The organism is Gracilibacillus boraciitolerans JCM 21714, assembly GCF_000521485.1.
In the GTDB taxonomy this organism is placed as follows: domain Bacteria; phylum Bacillota; class Bacilli; order Bacillales; family Amphibacillaceae; genus Gracilibacillus; species Gracilibacillus boraciitolerans.
Window position 1 is genome coordinate 96440 of record NZ_BAVS01000007.1, and the last position, 19585, is coordinate 116024.

At 34.8% G+C, this 19585-nt stretch carries 20 protein-coding genes and 7 pseudogenes; 21 read left to right on the plus strand and 6 right to left on the minus strand.

Annotated elements, in window-relative coordinates; all coding sequences use genetic code 11:
* Window positions 1-58 precede the first annotated feature (58 nt).
* The 3 genes and pseudogenes from JCM21714_RS06940 to JCM21714_RS06950 all read right to left on the minus strand — a co-directional run bounded on the left by JCM21714_RS06940 (window position 59) and on the right by JCM21714_RS06950 (window position 2109).
* Window positions 59-466, minus strand: coding sequence for a Fur family transcriptional regulator (locus tag JCM21714_RS06940; RefSeq protein WP_035722904.1), 408 nt, complete (start codon window positions 464-466; stop codon window positions 59-61).
* A gap of 4 nt (window positions 467-470) precedes the next feature.
* Window positions 471-1342, minus strand: a pseudogene (locus tag JCM21714_RS06945) (metal ABC transporter permease).
* Between the two features lie 13 nt (window positions 1343-1355).
* Window positions 1356-2109, minus strand: a pseudogene (locus JCM21714_RS06950) (metal ABC transporter ATP-binding protein).
* Between the two features lie 221 nt (window positions 2110-2330).
* Here JCM21714_RS06950 and JCM21714_RS06955 point away from each other — a divergent pair.
* From JCM21714_RS06955 to sufB, 10 genes and pseudogenes are all read left to right on the plus strand, one after another.
* Entirely contained in the window at window positions 2331-2687 is a 357-nt protein-coding gene (locus JCM21714_RS06955; RefSeq protein ID WP_035722906.1) for an arsenate reductase family protein, read from the plus strand.
* Window positions 2688-2764: 77 nt separating this feature from the next.
* The gene (gcvH, locus tag JCM21714_RS06960) at window positions 2765-3148 is read left to right on the plus strand and encodes a glycine cleavage system protein GcvH (RefSeq protein WP_035722908.1); all 384 of its coding nucleotides are present in this window, start codon (window positions 2765-2767) and stop codon (window positions 3146-3148) included.
* Between the two features lie 140 nt (window positions 3149-3288).
* On the plus strand, window positions 3289-3639 hold the full coding sequence (locus tag JCM21714_RS06965; protein WP_035722910.1) for a ribonuclease M5: 351 nt from the start codon (window positions 3289-3291) through the stop codon (window positions 3637-3639).
* A gap of 12 nt (window positions 3640-3651) precedes the next feature.
* Window positions 3652-3954: a thioredoxin family protein gene (locus tag JCM21714_RS06970; RefSeq protein WP_035722912.1), complete on the plus strand. Its 303-nt coding sequence runs from the start codon at window positions 3652-3654 to the stop codon at window positions 3952-3954.
* Window positions 3955-4189: 235 nt separating this feature from the next.
* On the plus strand, window positions 4190-4330 hold the full coding sequence (locus JCM21714_RS21085) for a YuzK family famiily protein (RefSeq protein ID WP_235182667.1): 141 nt from the start codon (window positions 4190-4192) through the stop codon (window positions 4328-4330).
* A 352-nt stretch (window positions 4331-4682) separates the two neighbouring features.
* On the plus strand, window positions 4683-5468 hold the full coding sequence (sufC, locus tag JCM21714_RS06975) for a Fe-S cluster assembly ATPase SufC (protein ID WP_035722914.1): 786 nt from the start codon (window positions 4683-4685) through the stop codon (window positions 5466-5468).
* Between the two features lie 15 nt (window positions 5469-5483).
* Window positions 5484-6790, plus strand: a pseudogene (gene sufD / locus JCM21714_RS06980) (Fe-S cluster assembly protein SufD).
* Window positions 6790-8010: pseudogene (locus JCM21714_RS06985) on the plus strand (cysteine desulfurase). The pseudogenes sufD and JCM21714_RS06985 overlap by 1 nt, the downstream one beginning before the upstream one ends.
* Window positions 8000-8441: pseudogene (sufU, locus tag JCM21714_RS06990) on the plus strand (Fe-S cluster assembly sulfur transfer protein SufU). Before JCM21714_RS06985 ends, sufU begins: the two co-directional pseudogenes overlap by 11 nt.
* Before the next feature lie 34 nt (window positions 8442-8475).
* Window positions 8476-9876 (plus strand): Fe-S cluster assembly protein SufB, encoded by a 1401-nt coding sequence (gene sufB / locus JCM21714_RS06995; RefSeq protein WP_035722916.1) that lies wholly within the window; start codon window positions 8476-8478, stop codon window positions 9874-9876.
* 125 nt (window positions 9877-10001) lie between these two features.
* Here sufB and JCM21714_RS07000 read toward each other — a convergent pair whose 3' ends face one another.
* Window positions 10002-10454 carry a YndM family protein gene (locus tag JCM21714_RS07000; RefSeq protein WP_035722918.1) on the minus strand — a complete coding sequence of 151 codons (453 nt, stop codon included), beginning with the start codon at window positions 10452-10454 and terminating at the stop codon, window positions 10002-10004.
* Between the two features lie 239 nt (window positions 10455-10693).
* Between JCM21714_RS07000 and JCM21714_RS23855 the strand changes: the two genes are divergently transcribed.
* The 9 genes from JCM21714_RS23855 to JCM21714_RS19780 all read left to right on the plus strand — a co-directional run bounded on the left by JCM21714_RS23855 (window position 10694) and on the right by JCM21714_RS19780 (window position 17211).
* Entirely contained in the window at window positions 10694-11050 is a 357-nt protein-coding gene (locus JCM21714_RS23855; protein ID WP_369403491.1) for a sulfite exporter TauE/SafE family protein, read from the plus strand.
* Complete coding sequence (locus JCM21714_RS23860) at window positions 11019-11519, plus strand: sulfite exporter TauE/SafE family protein (RefSeq protein ID WP_369403492.1); 501 nt, start codon at window positions 11019-11021, stop codon at window positions 11517-11519. The genes JCM21714_RS23855 and JCM21714_RS23860 overlap by 32 nt, the downstream gene beginning before the upstream one ends.
* A gap of 15 nt (window positions 11520-11534) precedes the next feature.
* On the plus strand, window positions 11535-12404 hold the full coding sequence (locus JCM21714_RS23865; RefSeq protein WP_369403493.1) for a bifunctional metallophosphatase/5'-nucleotidase: 870 nt from the start codon (window positions 11535-11537) through the stop codon (window positions 12402-12404).
* Window positions 12383-12928 carry a 5'-nucleotidase C-terminal domain-containing protein gene (locus JCM21714_RS23870; protein WP_369403494.1) on the plus strand — a complete coding sequence of 182 codons (546 nt, stop codon included), beginning with the start codon at window positions 12383-12385 and terminating at the stop codon, window positions 12926-12928. The genes JCM21714_RS23865 and JCM21714_RS23870 overlap by 22 nt, the downstream gene beginning before the upstream one ends.
* A gap of 59 nt (window positions 12929-12987) precedes the next feature.
* Window positions 12988-13296, plus strand: coding sequence for a YunC family protein (locus JCM21714_RS07015; protein WP_035722920.1), 309 nt, complete (start codon window positions 12988-12990; stop codon window positions 13294-13296).
* Between the two features lie 111 nt (window positions 13297-13407).
* Window positions 13408-14502, plus strand: coding sequence for an HD-GYP domain-containing protein (locus tag JCM21714_RS07020; protein ID WP_035722922.1), 1095 nt, complete (start codon window positions 13408-13410; stop codon window positions 14500-14502).
* 62 nt (window positions 14503-14564) lie between these two features.
* Window positions 14565-15362: a sporulation protein YunB gene (gene yunB / locus JCM21714_RS07025; RefSeq protein WP_035722924.1), complete on the plus strand. Its 798-nt coding sequence runs from the start codon at window positions 14565-14567 to the stop codon at window positions 15360-15362.
* A gap of 231 nt (window positions 15363-15593) precedes the next feature.
* Window positions 15594-17081: a sodium-dependent transporter gene (locus JCM21714_RS07030; RefSeq protein WP_035722932.1), complete on the plus strand. Its 1488-nt coding sequence runs from the start codon at window positions 15594-15596 to the stop codon at window positions 17079-17081.
* 25 nt (window positions 17082-17106) lie between these two features.
* Window positions 17107-17211, plus strand: coding sequence for a methionine/alanine import family NSS transporter small subunit (locus JCM21714_RS19780; RefSeq protein ID WP_148294991.1), 105 nt, complete (start codon window positions 17107-17109; stop codon window positions 17209-17211).
* Between the two features lie 28 nt (window positions 17212-17239).
* On the opposite strand, the pseudogene JCM21714_RS07035 reads toward JCM21714_RS19780, so the two are convergent.
* Window positions 17240-18200: pseudogene (locus tag JCM21714_RS07035) on the minus strand (M23 family metallopeptidase).
* A gap of 119 nt (window positions 18201-18319) precedes the next feature.
* On the opposite strand from JCM21714_RS07035, the pseudogene JCM21714_RS07040 reads away from it, so the two are divergent.
* Window positions 18320-18596 (plus strand): annotated as a pseudogene (locus tag JCM21714_RS07040) (YutD family protein).
* Between the two features lie 13 nt (window positions 18597-18609).
* On the opposite strand, the gene JCM21714_RS07045 reads toward JCM21714_RS07040, so the two are convergent.
* Window positions 18610-18891: an SAV0927 family protein gene (locus JCM21714_RS07045; RefSeq protein ID WP_035722926.1), complete on the minus strand. Its 282-nt coding sequence runs from the start codon at window positions 18889-18891 to the stop codon at window positions 18610-18612.
* Window positions 18892-19018: 127 nt separating this feature from the next.
* Here JCM21714_RS07045 and JCM21714_RS07050 point away from each other — a divergent pair, with 127 nt between their 5' ends.
* Window positions 19019-19459: a DUF86 domain-containing protein gene (locus tag JCM21714_RS07050; RefSeq protein WP_035722928.1), complete on the plus strand. Its 441-nt coding sequence runs from the start codon at window positions 19019-19021 to the stop codon at window positions 19457-19459.
* The last annotated feature ends 126 nt before the right edge of the window (window positions 19460-19585 follow it).

Genomic DNA, 19585 nt, shown 5'->3' on the forward strand with positions numbered 1-19585 from the left:
AGTCTCTTTATTATTAATCAATATTTTAATCGTGGTTACATTACAACAACTGCTAGAATTATTGACAGGTTGGACAAAAACCATAAATTTCAAATTTGTGGTCGTCCACCATATAGTGTTTTAACTCTTGTGATATTTCATCCATTGGGCAATGTTGAATTTCCTTTGTTATGCCACAGTTTTTACATATGAAGTGATGATGATGCTGGTGAGCACATTTTAGTCGAAAATGTTTTTCGCCATTTAATTCAGTTGACTCTAATATTTCTAGTTGATCAAACAAGTGTAAGTTACGATAAATGGTATCAAAACTAATTCCATCATAGTTAGGCTCCATATTTTCCAGCAAATCCTTTGCTGTACGATAACGATTTTCATTCACAAAAAAATCGATTATATGTCTGCGCTTCTCTGTATATTTATAACCTTTTCCTTTTAAAATATCTAACGCTTCCTGTGTGTTCATAAGATCACTCCGTTTTAAGGCGATGTTTTCGTTTCATTATTTTTCCCATTAAATGTTTAGTCAGTATGGTTCCAATCAATAAGAAAATTAATAACAGTACAATGGTTCCTCCTGGTGGTATTTCTAAATAGTATCCAGCTACTAGTCCGATAATAACTCCTGCTTCCCCCATATATTATCGCATAAATAATTGTTTGTTTAAATCCTTTTGCAATTCGTATACTAGCTGCTACAGGTAAGGTCATTAATGCGGAAACCAGCAGGACGCCAACAATTCTAATAGAAGCTGCAATCACAAGAGCTGTTAAAACTATAAAAATAAAGTGAATTCTTTTAGCGTGAATACCGGTAACAACTGCCTGTTCTTCATCAAATGATAACAAAAACAATTCTTTATATAATAAGAAGACCACTACACACACTATGATTGCAATAATAATAATACTGTATAAATCTTGTCGGCTGACTGCAGAAACGGACCCAAATAAATAATTATATAAATCAGTATTAAATCCATTTGCCATGGAAATAAATATCACACTTAAACCTACTCCACCTGATAAAATAATAGGTATCGCTAACTCCTGAAATGCAATATAAACCCGTCGTAACCGTTCCACTAACACAGATCCGATAATCGAAAATCCAAGACCTGCGTAGAATGGGGGGGTAATTAACATTGCACCGGTTTTCTTTTCCAAAAGTAGTCCGAATGCAATTCCTGCTAACGTAACGTGTGATAGAGCATCTGCAATTAGGGATAATCTTCTGACTACAATAAATGCACCTAAAAGGGGGTGCAATAATTCCAATGATTATCCCCCCCGTGATAAAGGTATTTCTTAAAAATTCGTATTCTAATAAATTTATTAACATCTTCGTTCCTCCATTAATGCTCGTGTGTTACCAAATGTAACGGGTGACCATAAAAATCCGATAATTTGCCTTTTGAAAGTGATTGAAATTCTTCGGGATTGCCGTGGAAATGCAGGGTATTATTTAAACAAGCAATTTTCGATGCGTGATGTGTCATAGTTCCAATATCGTGCGTTACAAGTAATAAACTAATATTCTGCTGATTTAATTGATGTAATAAATCAAAGAATTTTTCTACATTTTCAGCATCGACGCCGACGGTAGGTTCATCCAATATTAATAGACTTGGATCACTTACCAATGCTCTGGCAATAAATATTCGTTGCTGCTGTCCTCCTGAAAGGTCTCCAATATTTTCAAAAAGATAGCTGGACATTCCAACTTTATCGATTGCTTCATGAATGTTATGTTTATAATGTTTGGATAGTCGTCTAAAATAGCCTAATTTCGCGGTTAGCCCCCATAGAAACGACTTCTTCAACAGTAGCAGGAAATCCGCGGTTAAATGTATTTGCCTTTTGTGAGACATAACCTAATTTATTTTTTTGTTTGAACTTGTCGATTGGTTTGCCAAATATGTTAATGGACCCTGTAGTAGGTTTTTCTATACCTAAAAGCAGTTTGATTAACGTAGTTTTTCCTCCACCATTTGGTCCAACTAAGCCAATAAAATCTCCTTCATTTATGATAAAATTAACATGGGATAATGCTTGTCGATCACGATAATGAAAGTCGACATTATTCATTTCTACAATAGCATTTGTCATTTTTAAAATCTCCCTTAAGCATAACAGAATAATTTTAAATACTATTATATCGTAATCATTACGGTTTGTAAAATATACATGTGAATTGGCATGCATTATTATTTACGAGTTGTTAACGGACACTTAAAGAAAAGAAGATCTGATTACTTACACTCGATTGTTTGTTTTTAAAGAATTTTTTCGATAAAATAATAATAACAGCGGAAAGGAGGCGTTCACGCATGTCTGTAACGTTTTATTGGTATCCAAAATGTGGTACTTGCAGAAAAGCGAAAAACTGGTTAGATAGGAATGAGGTTGATTACATAGCCATAGATATTGTAGAGCAACCACCAGATAAATCTGAATTAAAGACAATTATTGAAAAAAGTGGACTGCCTTATAAAAATTTCTTTAATACAAGTGGTAAAAAATACCGTGAACTGGTTTTTAAAGATAAACTTAAGGATGCAACAGAAGACGAAATGCTAGATTATTTAGCATCAGATGGCATGTTAATTAAGAGGCCAATTGTAGAAGGTAAAAATAAAGTTACAGTCGGTTTTAAAGAGGAAGTTTTTGACCAAACTTGGCAATGAGATTTATTATAAACTTAAAATCGAGTTATGCTAAAAATATCAAAATAAATAGTAATTATACATAGGAGGCAATAAAAATGGGTTTACCTAAAAATTATTTGTATTCAAAAGAGCATGAGTGGATCAAACAAGAAGAAGGCAAAGTAAGAATTGGTATTACGGAACATGCACAATCTGAGTTAGGAGATATTGTATTTATCGAACTTCCAGAAGTAGGCGAAGAAATTAAAATGGACGAACCATTTGGAAGTGCTGAATCGGTTAAGACTGTTTCGGAACTATACGCACCTTTAAGTGGTAAAGTTGTAGAAGTAAACACAGAATTAGAAAATAGTCCTGAGTTAGTAAATGAATCGCCATATGAAAAAGCATGGATGATTATTGTGGAGCCGACTAATGAGGCAGAATTAAAGGAACTATTAACTGATGATGATTATGATCATATGATTAATGAGATTTAATGAGTATTCAGTTAGCATTCGCAATAACGCGGATGCTAAATTTTTACCTTAATTGATTTATCAGTAATAATTCATGAAACATATTCCATACAATTAATTAATAGCTTTATTGTTTTGAACATTTTGAAGTAGGTGAGTCGATGTCAATACAAGAGAAGAAAGTGATTATAGTGGAAGGCAGAACCGACAAAGATAAAGTAGCTAAGTTACTTGATGAAGATGTTGAGATTGTTTGTACTAATGGTACAATTAATGTAGAAAGACTTGAAAACTTAATTGAGGTATTTGATATGGATTATCGCGATGTTTTTATCCTTGTCGATGAAGATAATGCCGGAAAAAAACTGCGCAAACAATTATCAAAAGAATTACCACATGCCGTGCATATCTATATTGATAAATCTTATCGGGAAGTAGCTGCTACACCCGAATCTGCATTGGCTGTTGCACTTGTTTCATCACAGATAATGATTAATCCAATTTATTTATAAAAGGAGTTTACTATGATTGAGGTTAGATCAGATTATTGGGACCTAATACAGCAAGATAAACAGATTGTATTTGTTCACACTCCATTTTGTGCTACGTGCCAATTAGCTGAGCGAATGTTAACTATAATGGAGGAGTCATATAGAGAGCAAAACTATTATCGACTTAATGCATCTTTTTTTCCTGTGTTTATGGAGAAAAATAAAATTACTAGTGTCCCTGCGCTGCTTTTAGTAAAAAATGGCGTTGTGGAAGATAAATTATATGCTTTTGAATCTGTTGTGAAATTACATGAAGTTTTAAATAATTGGAAGTAATTTTAGAGGAAACAGGATTATATAAGAGAAATATCTAATAATAAATAATAAATCTATCTTTTGTTGTAACAAACCTCAGTAAATAAGGTCTGATGGTATTCGTTTACCTTTTGACGGGATTGGGTATCTTGTAAGAAAATGTTACAATTATAATTGTCGACAAAAAGGAAAGGAATGATTTATTATTAGTGACCAGCAGTTACATCTTAATTACACAACAGAAATGGAAAAAGCGATGCACCAATCGCATGGAGTAAGTTACGCAGAATATGGTCGCAACCATACTCAGCGCTTGAAGGTTGAAAAAGAAAGAGAATTAAATTACCTACAAAGCCTTAATGTTGTGAAGGATGTAGAACGTCAAGTTCACAGATAATTGATTGAACTTAAAAGTAAAAATAAATATTTAAAAATAGACATATAAAAACAGATGCTTGTTATAAAGCGTCTGTTTTTTAGATCTAGAAAAAATATATAAATGAAGTTACTGTGCAGTCATTTGCAATCGTGGATGATTTATACGTAATGATTATATTTTAAATCAATAATACCCCCCCGTTTTTTGTGGTATAATATCAGACGGAATTAGTATCCATTATAAAGCTAGACACAACGGTAAATGGTTGATTATAGATTCGAAATAGTATAAGATTATAATGAGAATAAAGTGAGAATGGATTTAATTCCACTTCATATCAGTAAATCAAAAGTTTTGGAGGTATGTATGTATGGTAAGCTCTACATTAGAAATTAAAGATCTTCATGTTGACATTGAAGGTGAAAAAATATTAAAAGGTGTTAATCTTACTGTTAAGGGTGGAGAATTTCACGCGGTGATGGGACCAAATGGTACAGGTAAATCAACATTGGCCTCTGCGATTATGGGTCATCCAAAATATGAGGTTACACAAGGCGAAGTACTTCTGGACGGTGAAAACGTACTGGAAATGGAAATAGATGAACGTGCAAAAGCAGGTCTATTTTTAGCTATGCAATATCCAAGTGAAGTGAGTGGTGTTACTACATCTGACTTCTTACGATCTTCTATAAATGCACATCGTGAAGAAGGTGACGAAATCTCTTTAATGAAATTTATTAAAGAAATGGATGATGCGATGGATTATCTTGAAATGGATAAAAACATGTCACAACGTTATTTGAACGAAGGTTTCTCAGGTGGAGAGAAAAAACGTAACGAAATTCTTCAATTAATGATGTTGAAACCACAAATTGCTATTTTGGATGAGATTGATTCTGGTCTGGATATTGATGCATTGAAAATAGTATCTAAAGGTATAAATAAATTACGTAATGATTCATTTGGCTGCTTGATCATTACTCATTATCAACGCTTATTGGATTATATTACTCCTGATAAAGTTCACGTGATGATGCAAGGTCGAATTGTTAAAACTGGTGGACCTGAATTAGCTAAGAGACTTGAAGCAGAAGGTTATGATTGGGTTAAGGAAGAGCTAGGTATCGAAGATGAAATTGCAGAACAAAAAGCGTAAGGTAGGAGGTATTATATGACTGTGGAAACAAAACTACCATATGATCAGGACTATGTTCGGTCATTCTCAGATAATAAAAACGAACCTGAATGGATGAGAGACTTGCGTTTGCAAGCTCTTGATTTGGTAGATGGCTTGGAAATGCCCAAACCAGATAAAACAAATATCAAACGATGGAATTTTGATGATTATAACATAATGTTGATGGAGATAAAATCAACTCATTACATGATCTTCCAAATGATGTTCAAGTGTTTTTAGATATGGAAAATCATAATGAAAATTTATTAATTCAACGTAATCAATCTGTTGCATTTCAATCTTTAGCTGCTAATTTAAAAGATAAAGGTGTAATCTTTGCAGATATTCAAACAGCCCTGAAAGAACATAGTGATTTGGTGCAACGATACTATATGAAAGATGCCGTACAAATCGATGAACATAAACTTACAGCATTACACACTGCTCTTATGAATGGTGGCGTATTTGTTTATGTACCGAAAAATGTACAGATCGAAGAGCCGCTACAGGCAATTTTTTGGCAGGAAGATCCAGAAACAGCTACATTTAATCATGTGATTGTTGTTGCTGAAGCAAACAGTTCCCTAACATATGTCGAAAATTATATTTCTAACAATAAATCGGAACACGCTGTAGCAAATATTGTGACAGAAGTCATTGCCCATGATAATGCAACGATTAATTTTGGTTGTGTAGATAATTTTGCAGCAGGTACCACTGTTTATGTCAATCGTCGCGGTGTGGCATATCGTGATGCTCGTATTGAGTGGAATCTAGGCCAAATGAATGATGGAAATACTGTTTCGGAAAATATTACACATTTAATTGGTGATAATTCAAGTTCTTATGCAAAAACCGTTTCTGTTGGTCGTGGAAATCAATCTCAAAATTATACAGCAAAAATTGTCCATTTTGGAAAACAAAGTGAAGGTTTTATTCTTCAACATGGTGTGATGAGAGAAAGTGCTACAACAATCTTTAATGGTATTGGAAAGATTGAACAAGGTGCTACTAAATCAAATGCAGAACAGGAATCCCGTGTATTAATGTTAAGTAAAGATGCACGAGGTGATGCAAATCCTATCCTTTTAATTGATGAAGATGATGTTGTGGCAGGTCACGCAGCTTCTGTAGGCCGCGTAGATCCGATTCAACTTTACTATTTAATGAGCCGCGGTATTTCGCAAAAAGAAGCGGAACGACTTATCATTCATGGCTTCTTAGCTCCGGTAGTTAGGGAAATTCCGATTAAAGCTGTACGCGATCAGTTATCAGAAGTAATCGAAGGGAAAGTATACTAATGGATGTAAAATCTATTCGAGAACAATTTCCGATCTTACATCAACAAGTAAACGGACATCCTTTAGTTTATTTAGATTCAGCAGCCACATCACAAAAACCGGTTCAGGTTATAGAATCATTGGAATCCTATTACCGAAACCATAACTCCAATGTTCATCGTGGTGTGCATACGTTAGGAACGAGAGCTACAGATCAATATGAGGGAGCTAGGGATAAAGTAAAAACCTTTATTAACGCTGACTCGACACAGGAAGTTATTTTTACGCGTGGTACTACTACAGCTTTAAATATGGTAGCTTATGGATATGCTCGTCAATTCTTAAAAGAAGGGGGACGAAATAGTTCTAACAGAAATGGAGCATCATAGTAATATTATTCCTTGGCAACAAGCTGCTAAGTATACAGGAGCAATCTTGAAATATATCCCTATGGAAGAGAACGGAATAATATCACTTGATGCCGTTCGTTCAACGATAACAAAGAATACAAAAATGGTTGCTATAACACATGTTTCCAATGTTTTAGGTGTCATTAATCCTATCAAGGAAATCGCAGAAATTGCACATAATCAAGGGGCAATAATTGTAGTGGATGGTGCCCAAAGTGTGCCACACATGAAAGTCGATATGCAGGAATTAAATTGTGATTTTTATGCTTTTTCTGGTCATAAAATGTGTGGACCTACTGGAATAGGTGTCCTTTACGGAAAAAAAGACCTGTTAGAAAAAATGGAACCTGTCGAATTTGGCGGCGAAATGATTGATTTTGTAGGTTTATATGATTCAACCTGGAAAGAACTCCCTTGGAAATTTGAAGGTGGAACGCCTATTATAGCAGGAGCAATTGGTTTAGGTGCAGCCATCGACTTTTTACAAGGTATTGGTTTAGATAATATTATTGAACATGAACAACAACTAGCTCACTATACACAAAAAAAATTATCTGAAATTCAAGGGCTTACTATTTATGGCCAGAAGAACGAAGTGGATTAATAACCTTTAATGTACAAGGTATACATCCACATGATACTGCTACCGTTCTTGATTCAGAGGGTATTGCTGTTCGTGCTGGGCATCATTGTGCACAGCCATTAATGAAGTGGCTGGATGTGACAGCAACAGCGAGAGCCAGTTTTTATTTATATAATGATGAGAATGATGTGGACCGCTTAGTAGAAGGATTACAGAAAGCGAAGGAGTATTTCGGCGATGTCTTTTAATAATCTAGATACGTTGTACAGACAAGTAATTATGGATCATTATAAAAATCCCCGTAATCGTGGGAGTTTAGCGAAACAATCTGTTACAATAGATATGAACAACCCTACTTGTGGTGATCGAATTGAATTACACCTTCAAATTGAAGATGACATAGTAAAAGATGCGAAATTTGAAGGAGAGGGTTGTTCCATCAGTATGTCCTCAGCATCGATGATGACACAGGCTGTCAAAGGGAAAAGTGCTGACCAGGCTTTAAAAAATGTCGGCAGAATTCTCTAAAATGATGTTGGGTGAAGATATGGAAGAACTTAATTTCGACTTGGGTGATATTGAAGCACTTCAAGGTGTCTCAAAGTTCCCGGCAAGAATTAAATGTGCAACATTAGCTTGGAAAGCAATGGAAAAAGCAGTTGCGGCTAATGAGCAATAAGTTATAAGTGAATCCTAAAATAGGAGGTAATATCATGGCTAAAAAAGCACCTGAAATTGAAGAATATAAATATGGCTTCCATGACAGAGACATTTCAATCTTTCGGACGGAAAGAGGTCTTACTCGTGCAATAGTAGAAGAGATTTCTCATATGAAAGAAGAACCGCAATGGATGTTAGATTACCGCTTAAAAGCATTGGAACAGTTTTATAAAAAGCCAATGCCACAATGGGGGGGCGGTGATTTATCTGAATTAGATTTTGATGAAATCACGTATTATGTAAAACCTTCTGAACGTTCTGAACGCTCGTGGGATGAGGTTCCTGAAGAAATCAAACAGACATTTGATAAATTAGGCATCCCTGAAGCGGAACAGAAATATCTTGCAGGTGTTTCTGCACAATATGAATCAGAAGTGGTTTATCATAGCTTGAAAAAAGATCTTGAAGATTTAGGTATTATCTTTAAAGATACAGATACTGCATTAAAAGAAAACGAAGACTTATTTAAAGAATACTTCGGTAAAGTTATTCCGTCTGCAGATAATAAATTTTCAGCGTTAAACTCTGCAGTATGGTCTGGTGGTTCATTTATATATGTTCCAAAAGGCGTTAAAACAGATACACCGTTACAAGCATATTTCCGTATTAACTCAGAGAATATGGGACAATTTGAACGTACACTGATAATTGTAGATGAAGGAGCATCTGTACACTATGTTGAGGGTTGTACTGCTCCGACTTATACGACAAATTCACTTCATAGTGCAGTAGTAGAGATCTTTGTTAAAAAAGATGCCTACTGCCGTTATACAACGATTCAAAACTGGGCAAATAATGTATATAATCTGGTGACAAAACGTGCTACATGCGATGCAAATGCGACAATGGAATGGATTGATGGTAACATTGGTTCTAAGTTAACAATGAAATATCCTGCGATTATTTTAAAGGGTGAAGGTGCTCGTGGTAATACCCTTTCTATCGCTATAGCAGGCAAAGGCCAGCACCAACACGCAGGTGCGAAAATGCATCACCTAGCCCCTAACACATCGTCGACGATTGTATCTAAATCCATTTCAAAACAAGGTGGAAAAGTTTCTTATATGGGTATGGTACACTTTGGACGAAAGGCTGATGGCGCGCGTTCTAACATCGAGTGTGATACGTTAATTATGGATAATAAATCTACTTCAGATACAATTCCTTATAATGAAATACTGAACGAAAATATTTCATTAGAACACGAAGCTAGAGTTTCAAAAGTGTCAGAAGAACAGTTATTCTATTTAATGAGTCGTGGTCTTTCAGAAGGAGAAGCGACGGAAATGATTGTAATGGGCTTCATCGAACCATTTACAAAAGAACTTCCAATGGAATATGCTGTCGAAATGAACCGTCTCATCAAGTTCGAAATGGAAGGTAGTATTGGTTAATTGAATAAGCTTTAACAGTTTAGTGAGTCGAAGAAAAACGAGTTCGTGCTGATTCTGCACCGAACTCGTTTTCTTTTTTATAATCGGAAAAGATTAGGAAGAATAAGAAATGGTATATTAGTATTTTACTTTTTTTCTTTATCCTCATATTCATTCGTTTCTAACTCTTCCGATATTTCAGTCTGATACTTTAAATTTCTTGTTGCTGAGTTTTGATCATGTTGCTCATCATCTGGTAAAATGTTATTACTCAAATAGCGATGAAAGAATATTTCACAGACACCGACAGCAATTGCTCCTATTAATGAAGCAGCAAAAAGATTGTCAATTCGAGTCATTCCATCTGCGAACCAATAAATAATGATCCATGCAATACCGAAGTCAGCAATTGTAGCGACGGTATTATTGGTTTTAGGTAATATCAGCATATCCCCCCCAATCAGATAAGAAATGACGCCTAAAATGACAGATAAAAGGAAAACCTCTCCAAAAGTCATTTCATACATTACTCCAAGAATGATATATAAAAGAACCAAAGTGACGACAAATTTTATTAATAAAGCTTTAACATGTTTCACATTATTCCTCCTCAGTCAGTCAAGATTATTTTTTTCCTCAACTGCATTTTAGTTTTAGTTTGAACAGTTTATTTATACATTTTTTATTAGGAAATTTATGACTGGAAACAGGTGAAAAAAATTTCCTAGATAGGCGTGATTGGATAAAATCTACAATAACCTTTATAATATAAATTGTTCACGAAAAAAATTAGTACAATAACGACAAAGATAGTAGGGATTTTATTGCTAATTGTTATATGTTTATTAATAGGACTATTTTCTGCAATGTTGGGGAGTATTGTCGGCTTAGGTGGAGGGTAATTTTAGTACCTATTTTATTAATTTTACATGAAACGACTCCTTTATTTGACTGGGCGGATGCCAACACAATAGTAGGAATTTCATTACTTATCATGATTTTTACAGCAATGTCCTCAACCTTTTCCTATGCAAAGGTTAAGCGAATTGATTATAAAAGTGGTTGGTACTTTGTAGCTGGAAGTTTACCGGGTGGGATTTTAGGAGCATGGTTGAATCAATTTGTTGAAACAAACACTTTTTCCTTGTTCTTGGGGGATTTTTATGCTGCTTATTTTTTCTATGTTTCTTTTTAAAAAATCTCCACCATCCCGATTACTAAAAGAGAACCAAAATCAACCTAATAAAATAGTGCGAGAAGTGAAAATTGGAAAAAAAACATTTCAATATGCCTTTTCGCCATATGTAGCACTATTGATTGCTTTTACAGTGGGTACATTATCAGGCTTCTTTGGTATCGGTGGGGGGGGATCATTAATGGTACCTGCAATGATTTTACTTTTTAGGTTTCCCCCCCCACACATTGCAACAGCCACTTCCATGTTTATGATTTTATCATTGAGTATCGTAAGTTCTGTGACCCATATTGCATTAGGACATATTGAGTGGATGTATGTATGGGCATTTATTCCAGGCGCATTACTTGGGGGGGGTATTTTAGGTGCTAAAATGAATCAAAAAATGTCTAGCAAGGCAGTAGAAATTTTGCTTCGTCTTGTTTTATTATTTATTGGTTTGCGTTTAATTTGGCAAGGGTTGTTTTAGAGGAGGTAGGACGTCATGATTGAACATTTACATTTTTATTATAGTAATGACTTGCATAGTCATTTTGATTATTGGCCGAATATTGTTCACTATTTTAAACAAAGGAAGCAACATCACCTTGATTCAAATGAAGAGAGCTGGAGAATTGACAATGGGGATCATGTGGATCGTTATCATCCAATAGCAGAAGCATTTAGAGGGAAAGCAAATGTTGATTTATTAAATGCTGCAGAATTTGATTTTGCAACGATTGGCAACAATGAGGGAATCACACTTGAACACAATGATTTATATCATTTGTACGATCACGCGAATTTTCAAATCACTTGTGGTAATCTTTCTCCGATAAATAAGGAAAAACCATTTTGGCTAAAAGAGGGTTTATCATTAGTAACCAAACATAATTTAAGAGTGAAGCTTATTGGTCTAACTGCACCTTTTCGGGCCTTTTACCAGCCGCTTGGATGGGACATTGACTCCCCCCCATATGACTATTTGTCTCGTCATATTACAGAATTAAAGAAAGATGCAGATGTGGTTATTTTATTATCCCACCTTGGGTTAAATGAGGATCAGATAATTGCTGAGAAATATCCTGAAATTGATATCATTATCGGTGGTCATACCCATCATTTGTTTAAAAATGGTGAATTTATTAATGATACACTTCTTACAGCCGCTGGAAAACACGGTAAATTTGTAGGAGAAATACATATTGATTGGGATCATTCGTTAAATAAAGTAGTAAATAAACAAGCGTACACGGTGGAGACCGCGTATTTGGAAGAAGACCAATCTACCAAAAAAAGATTGAAGCAATGCATCAACAGGCAAATGATTTTCTCAATAAAAGAATTGCATATGTGGAGAATCGCCTGGATGTAAATTGGTTTGATCAGACACCACTTATCAAGCAATTAACAATAAAATTACGTGAGTGGACAGATTCAGATATAAGTATGCTGAATGCTGGATTATTGTTAGATGATATTGATCAAGGCTATGTGACATATGGTGATGTGCATCGTATTTGTCCGCATCCGATTAATCCTGTGACCGTTCAATTAAGTGGAGTAGAATTATTAGAAGTAGTTCGTGGAGCATATGATGAAGCATTAATGAATTTTGAGCTTAAAGGATTTGGCTTTAGAGGAAAAGTTATAGGCAAATTTATTTTCAGTGGATTAGATGTGACTACCCATAAAGATAAAGAGGGCATCGAACATGTTCAGAAAGTATACATCAATGATCAGTTGATAGATCATGATAAAATCTATACGTTAGCAACAGCAGATATGTTTACATTTGGTCAAATGTTTCCGGCAATAGCCAGGTCTACTACAAAGAAATTTTATTTACCGGAATTTCTAAGAGATTTACTTGCAGAATGTATCAAAACATCATTTTAAAATAGTTCACACTTCTTTCCCTAGATCATATTTTATAGGGAGAGGAGTGTGTGTTTTAAATGATTGAATTAAAACCGATATATATACAGGAGTATCCTTTTTCAGCAATAACTGTAACTTTACCACATACAAATCTGTTGATAATTACAAATGATCACGGATATGTCATGTGTGGGGCATTAGATATTAATTTATTAAATGATAAATTAGCTGATCGTCCTATCATTGCAGGTAGGGCAGTTGGTGTAAAATCAATGGAAGATTTACGCAAGGCAAATCTTAATATGGTTACCAATCATGCAAAAAAGTATGGCTGGAGACAAGGGATGCCAATAGAAGAGGCATTGCTTAAAATAGCTGACTTGTAAATGATTACATTTATTTTGTTTGTATAATTAATTAATAAAGTGACGAAAACTCTGGATAATTTCGACAAAATCTGATAATATCTTAGTAAAATGAAAAATAGGTGTATTGACATGAAATTAATCCCGACTCAATTAATCCGCGCTGGCATCGAGCTAGCGAAGCCTATATATGATGCGCATGGCAGAGTATTAGTTCAAAAAAATATCCAGTTGACTCAAGTTATGGTGAATCGATTAAAAAGTATGAGAGTAACTTATATATTTATACGTGAAGAAGATACAGACGATATATTAGTCACTCCACCTATACCAGATGATAAACGAATAGATGCCATTCGAAAAATAAAGGATGCTTTTCGTACTTTGCAATTTGAGGACTTAACGAAAAATAATTTTTTACTTGAACAAACTGCTCACAAACTGAATGATTTAGTAAAAGATATAGCTAAAGATTTAAGTAAAAATGATGACGTCATTCATTACTTATCCGATTTGTTAATAATTGATGATTATGTCTTCTCGCATTCACTCAACGTTAGTTTGTATACATTAGCATTAGCCCAAGACTTACATTTTAAACCGAAGGAATTAGAACAAATTGGTCTAGGTGCTGTACTTCATGATATGGGAAAGATATTTATTCCAGATGAAATTATAAATAAGCCAGCGAAACTATCTGATACCGAGTTTGAAATAGTCAAAACACATACAGATTATGGGTTTGAGATGTTAAGGAATGTTCACACTATTCCATTTACAGTTGCCCATTGTGCATATCAGCATCATGAACGACTGGATGGCTCTGGGTATCCACGAGGCATAAAAAATGAAGATATCCATCCATACGCAAAGATTATTGGTGTTGCTGATGTATTTGATGCGGTTACAAGTAACCGTGTTTATCGGGATGCAATGCTTCCACACGAAGGTTTGGAAATTTTGTACGCTGGTTCTGGTACACAATTTGATCTACACTTAGTAGAAATGTTTAAAAAGACGATTGCGATCTATCCAAACGGCTTAACGGTTTATTTAAGCGATGGTAAAGAAGGTGTTGTTGCAAGGCAAAATCAGCACATCTTAGAGCGACCTATTATCCGGATTGTGAAAGATAATGGAGCAAAAGTAAGTCCTTATGATTTAGATTTATCCAAGGTCTTAGACGTAATGGTCTTTCATACGGATCAATTAACAAAGACGCGATAATTTAAATAAAATATCTCTAAAGTGTCCTCTCTTTTCATATGAATGAACAGGGGGGATATTTTATGGTTAAAAATCGATGGAATAAAAGAAGAATTGGTTCACCTCCGAAAAATCAGCTTATATTTATTTCCTTTTTCTTATTTATCTTATGTATGATTGCCAGTCTATTAATAGTTAATGAGGGGGGGATCAAACCAGTATTACTTAATTATGCAAAAATTCGTGTTTCCGCTATTGCTAACCAAGCTATGGGAATAGCTGTAAGTAAAAAAATATCTGAAGATTTAGAGACAAAAGAACTTTATCAAGTACAACTGGATGATCAAGGCAGGGTAGAGAATTATATATTTAATGCAGAAGTAGAGAATCGTGTACAGCGAAATATTCAATATCGTGTGGAAAATTTTCTGAAATTATTAGAAAAAGGAGAGCGTCCTGAAACAGGTGTACCTATCGAAGTAGAATTAGATTTAGAACCTGATGAACAAAAATTGTTAGAAGATGTAAGAGAGCGTGGTTTGTTAGTAGAGGTACCGGTTGGTCAAGCCTTAGGTATACCAATCCTTGCTAACTTAGGTCCCAAGATCCCAGTCAATATGGAGGTTATTGGTAGTGTAGGAACAAAAATAACAAGTGAATTAACACAAACTGGAATAAATGGAGCCCTAATTCAGGTTAATGTGCATATAGAAGTAGAAATGATGGTGGTGATTCCATTTGCTTCTGATACAGTGAAAAGTGTACAGGATATTCCAGTAACAAAATTATTTCATCCGGGTGATGTGCCAGAATATTACCATGATGGGGGGGAAGGCTCTTCCAATCTGTCGGTTCCAATTGAATCAGATTTTATAGAATAACATCATATGCCTATATTTTCCTTTGACAGAATATTCGAAAGTTCGTTATAATTTCAAAGATTAGAACTATTTTTTATAGTAAATTAGATCTTTCGAACTTTTCCTTTCTACAAACTATCACTACTTTAGCCTAAAAAAGTGCAATAACTTAATTAATAACTATATCACAGGTTGTATAGTGGGTAGTGTAGAAAGGAAGGAACGAAACAAAGGAAAGGGGGGGTTTAAGTGATGGAAAACAGATCACAGTGGGGGGGATCACGTTTAGGTTTTCTAATGGCAGCAATCGGTTCAGCTGTTGGTTTAGGAAACATTTGGCGCTTTCCCGCAACAGCATTTGAAAACGGTGGAGGTGCTTTCTTTGTACCTTATTTATTTGCGTTATTAACAGCAGGTATTCCACTACTTATCATGGAATATACGATAGGGCATAAATATCGAAGCTCTTCACCACGCAGTTTCTCGAAAATTAGTAAGGGTATGGAATGGATCGGTTGGTGGCAAGTTCTTATTTCGTTTGTTATTTCTACTTATTATCCAGTTATTATTGCTTGGGCAATCATGTATGCCTATTTCTCTTTTGGTACACAGTGGGGGGGTGATGATCCAACGTCATTCTTTGTGGGCGATTTCTTGAATTTAGCAGACCCTGGAACATTTGGTTTCATTGTACCTGCCGTGATGATTCCGTTAATTGTCGTTTGGGTATTAGTGTTATTTTTCTTGGGACGAGGTGTTAAAAAAGGAATTGAATTAGCAAATAAAATTTTTATTCCGACATTATTCATTGTCTTTCTTATTATTGTAATTCGTGCTGTTACACTACCAGGTGCATTCGAAGGTCTTAATGCTTTCTTCGAGCCTGATTGGAGTAGAATTACAGAAGGTAAAGTATGGGTTGCTGCATATGGACAAATATTCTTTAGTTTATCTATAGCATTCGCAATCATGATTACTTATTCATCGTATTTACCTAAAAAATCCGATATTACTAACAATGCGTTTATTACAGGATTTGCAAATTCCTCTTTTGAACTGTTAGCTGGTATTGGAGTATTTGCAGTGCTAGGCTTTATGGCTGTACAGTCTTCAACTCCTGTTGAAGAGGTGGTAAAAGGTGGTGTTGGGTTAGCTTTTATGGTATTCCCTGAAATTATTAGTCAAATGCCCGCATCAGGATTCTTTGGTTTTCTATTCTTTGCATCCTTATTCTTAGCCGGCCTGTCCTCAATGATTTCGATATCAGAAACCTATATCGCAGGTTTACAAGAGAAATTCTCGATTTCCCGTGGCAAAGCTGTCACATTTGGTGGTGGTCTTGCATTTATTGTTTCTTTATTTTTTGCGAATCAAGGCGGTTTAAACCTTTTAGATACAGTTGACTATTTTATCAATAATTATGGCGTGGCATTAGCTGGGCTGTTTGAAGTGGTTGCAATTGCATGGTTTGCACGATCATTAAAAGACCTTCAACAGCATGCTGATTCCGTATCTGATATTAAATTAGGAATTTGGTGGAGAATTTGTCTCGGTATTATTACTCCAGCTATATTAGGTTATATGATGCTGCAAAACTTGAAAACAGATTTATCAAGTGCCTATGGTGATTATCCGATCGATTTCTTATTTAATTTCGGCTGGCTTGTTGCAATTGGAGCCATGCTGATTGGTGCCATTATTACAGTTAAAAAATGGCCTGCAAAAGACCACGAAGCATAAAACTTTTTTAAGGGAGGTTACCTTTATGACTACTAGTGCAATTATAATGGCAATCATAGGTATCGTGATTATTTGGGGGGGAGGATTAGCTCTTAGTATCTTAAAAGCAAAAAATGCTTCCAATGATTAATATAAGAACCCGTAAAGGAAACTTCACTTTACGGGTTCTTTCTTTCCCATCTTTTTAAATGTGGATAGGGATCAAACGACCATTCTGATTTTCCATCATCTTTATATAAACCATAATGTAGATGGGGGTGGAAATTTTCCAGAAGTGCCAGGAGGTCCATAACCTGAGGAACCAACCGAACCAATTGTTTGTCCTGCCTCAACGATATCTCCAATCTCTAAACCGTCAGCGAAACCATTTAAATGCGCATAATAATGGTATCGGTTATAAATATCACGAATCCCAATTCGCCAACCGCCAAATTTATTCCAACCCTTTAATTCAATTACACCATAGGTAGTGGCTCGCACTGGTGTTCCATAACCAGCAAAAATATCAGTTCCTTCATGTATTCTTCGTCCGCCAAAACCCCTGGCATCACCCCCCCAGGTATTTCGATAGCTATAGTTATAGCTCTTAGGTATTGGAAAGGCTGTATCATCTAAACTTATTTTCTGATAGGTCTTAAATAATTCAGCATAATTCATAATGGATAAAACGGTTAATTCGCGTTTGTAATAATTCCATAGTGCCGTGCGAATGTCTTGAGTGGTGTAACCCTGTTGTTGGATATACATTGCCATTGTATAAAGCGTATCATAGTCGTTTGCAGGATCAGCAATATCGTCACCATTCCCATCTTTCCCCCCCATACCTCCGAAAAGTGATATAAATTCCTCTTGCATGGGTTGTTTGTTAGGTGAGAGACCATACCACTTTTCTTCAGATATTGAAATAGCAATTAATTGATCAATATCGGGCTCTTTGTCACTTATATTTGCTTCATATCGATTAATCGCAGCAAGATAATACCATGGAATCAAAGTAATGGCTTCGATTTGCTTATATAGTGTGATTTTTTCCTGATCAATATCCACATTTTCTTCTGCATATGCTATAGTAGAAAGAAGAAAAAATATTATAAGGATCATTGCTAAGCATTTTGCAATCAAACGATTTCCCTCCTTAGATAGTATTTAATGTCTATCGTTATTGTAGGTTAAATGCTTTGATTTCATGCTAGTAACATTTGCTAAAATAAACTATCTTAATAAAAGGTGTGAACATAGTGGTTGAAGTATTAGGTCATCGATATGAATTAATAAAGGATTATCGAAAGGGGTTTGAGGAAATAGCCTTTAAAGAAAGATATACAGATATATTAAATAAATATGATTTTATCGTTGGCGATTGGGGGATATGAACAGCTCCGATTAAAAGGATTTTATGATGATCAAAATCCGAAGGCAACTTTTGATACGAAATTTAGTACGTTTGAAGATTATTTATATGAATATTGCAATTTTGGCTGTCGATTTTTTATTGTTAAACAAATTGAAAACTAACACTGTAACAGTGTTAGTTTTCGTTTAATAATGGTCTCACATAAAAGCGGAAATCTTCTGCTTCCATTTCATTGTATTGAAAAGCATGCTCCAAATAATTAGCTTTATCAATAGTTGCTGCGTTCACTTTGGAATACTTATTACTATTTAAGTCCATTACCAGAAAATCATTTTTCAGTGATTTCGAGCTGATAATAGCAAGATCAAATCTTTCTGTATCTCCTTTAAAACTGATAAATCTAGTACTACTCTCTTCGTTATTATCGAGTAAATATTCCGGTTTGTTATGTTCCATTTAAACCCTCCTTGTTCTTTCCTTCGTCTATAATCACTGTGAGATAATTGTACCATTTTCTTGAACCAGACCCCCAATGAATATGATATCATAATAATAAAAAGTGTTGCTAAATAGGAGGATTATTTTGTACTTTGTAGATATGAAAAAAATGAATGAAAGATTAGATTTTTTTGATGATATGTTATCTTTAACAACGGAAAATCAATTTCAAACGAAACTGGAGCTGTTAGCATTAGAACGAATCACACATGTGATCATCGAATCTTTGTTAGATGTAGGTAATATGATGATTGATGGTTTTATTATGCGCGATCCTGGCAGTTATCTCGATATCGTTCATATTTTAGTCGATGAGAAGGTGCTTCCAGAAGATGATAAATCAGCTTATGAAGCCATTATTAACGTGAGAAAAGAGCTTGTCCATGAATATAGCCAATTGGATCATCAGCGATTATTGAATACGATCGAAAAACACTATCCTGTCCTTTCTTTATTTACTGAAAATATCCGCAGTTATTTAGCTAATGAAATGGGTGTAGCAAATACCTTTACTAATCCAGAATAATTGTTAGAAGAAAAGCTGTAAACGACGTTTTCGTACTGTTGGATTTTAGTATCTGCTACTACGATGAAAAAGAATTGTTGTATTGCAAAGAGGTCATCATTGTTAAAAAATGTGACCTTTCTCATT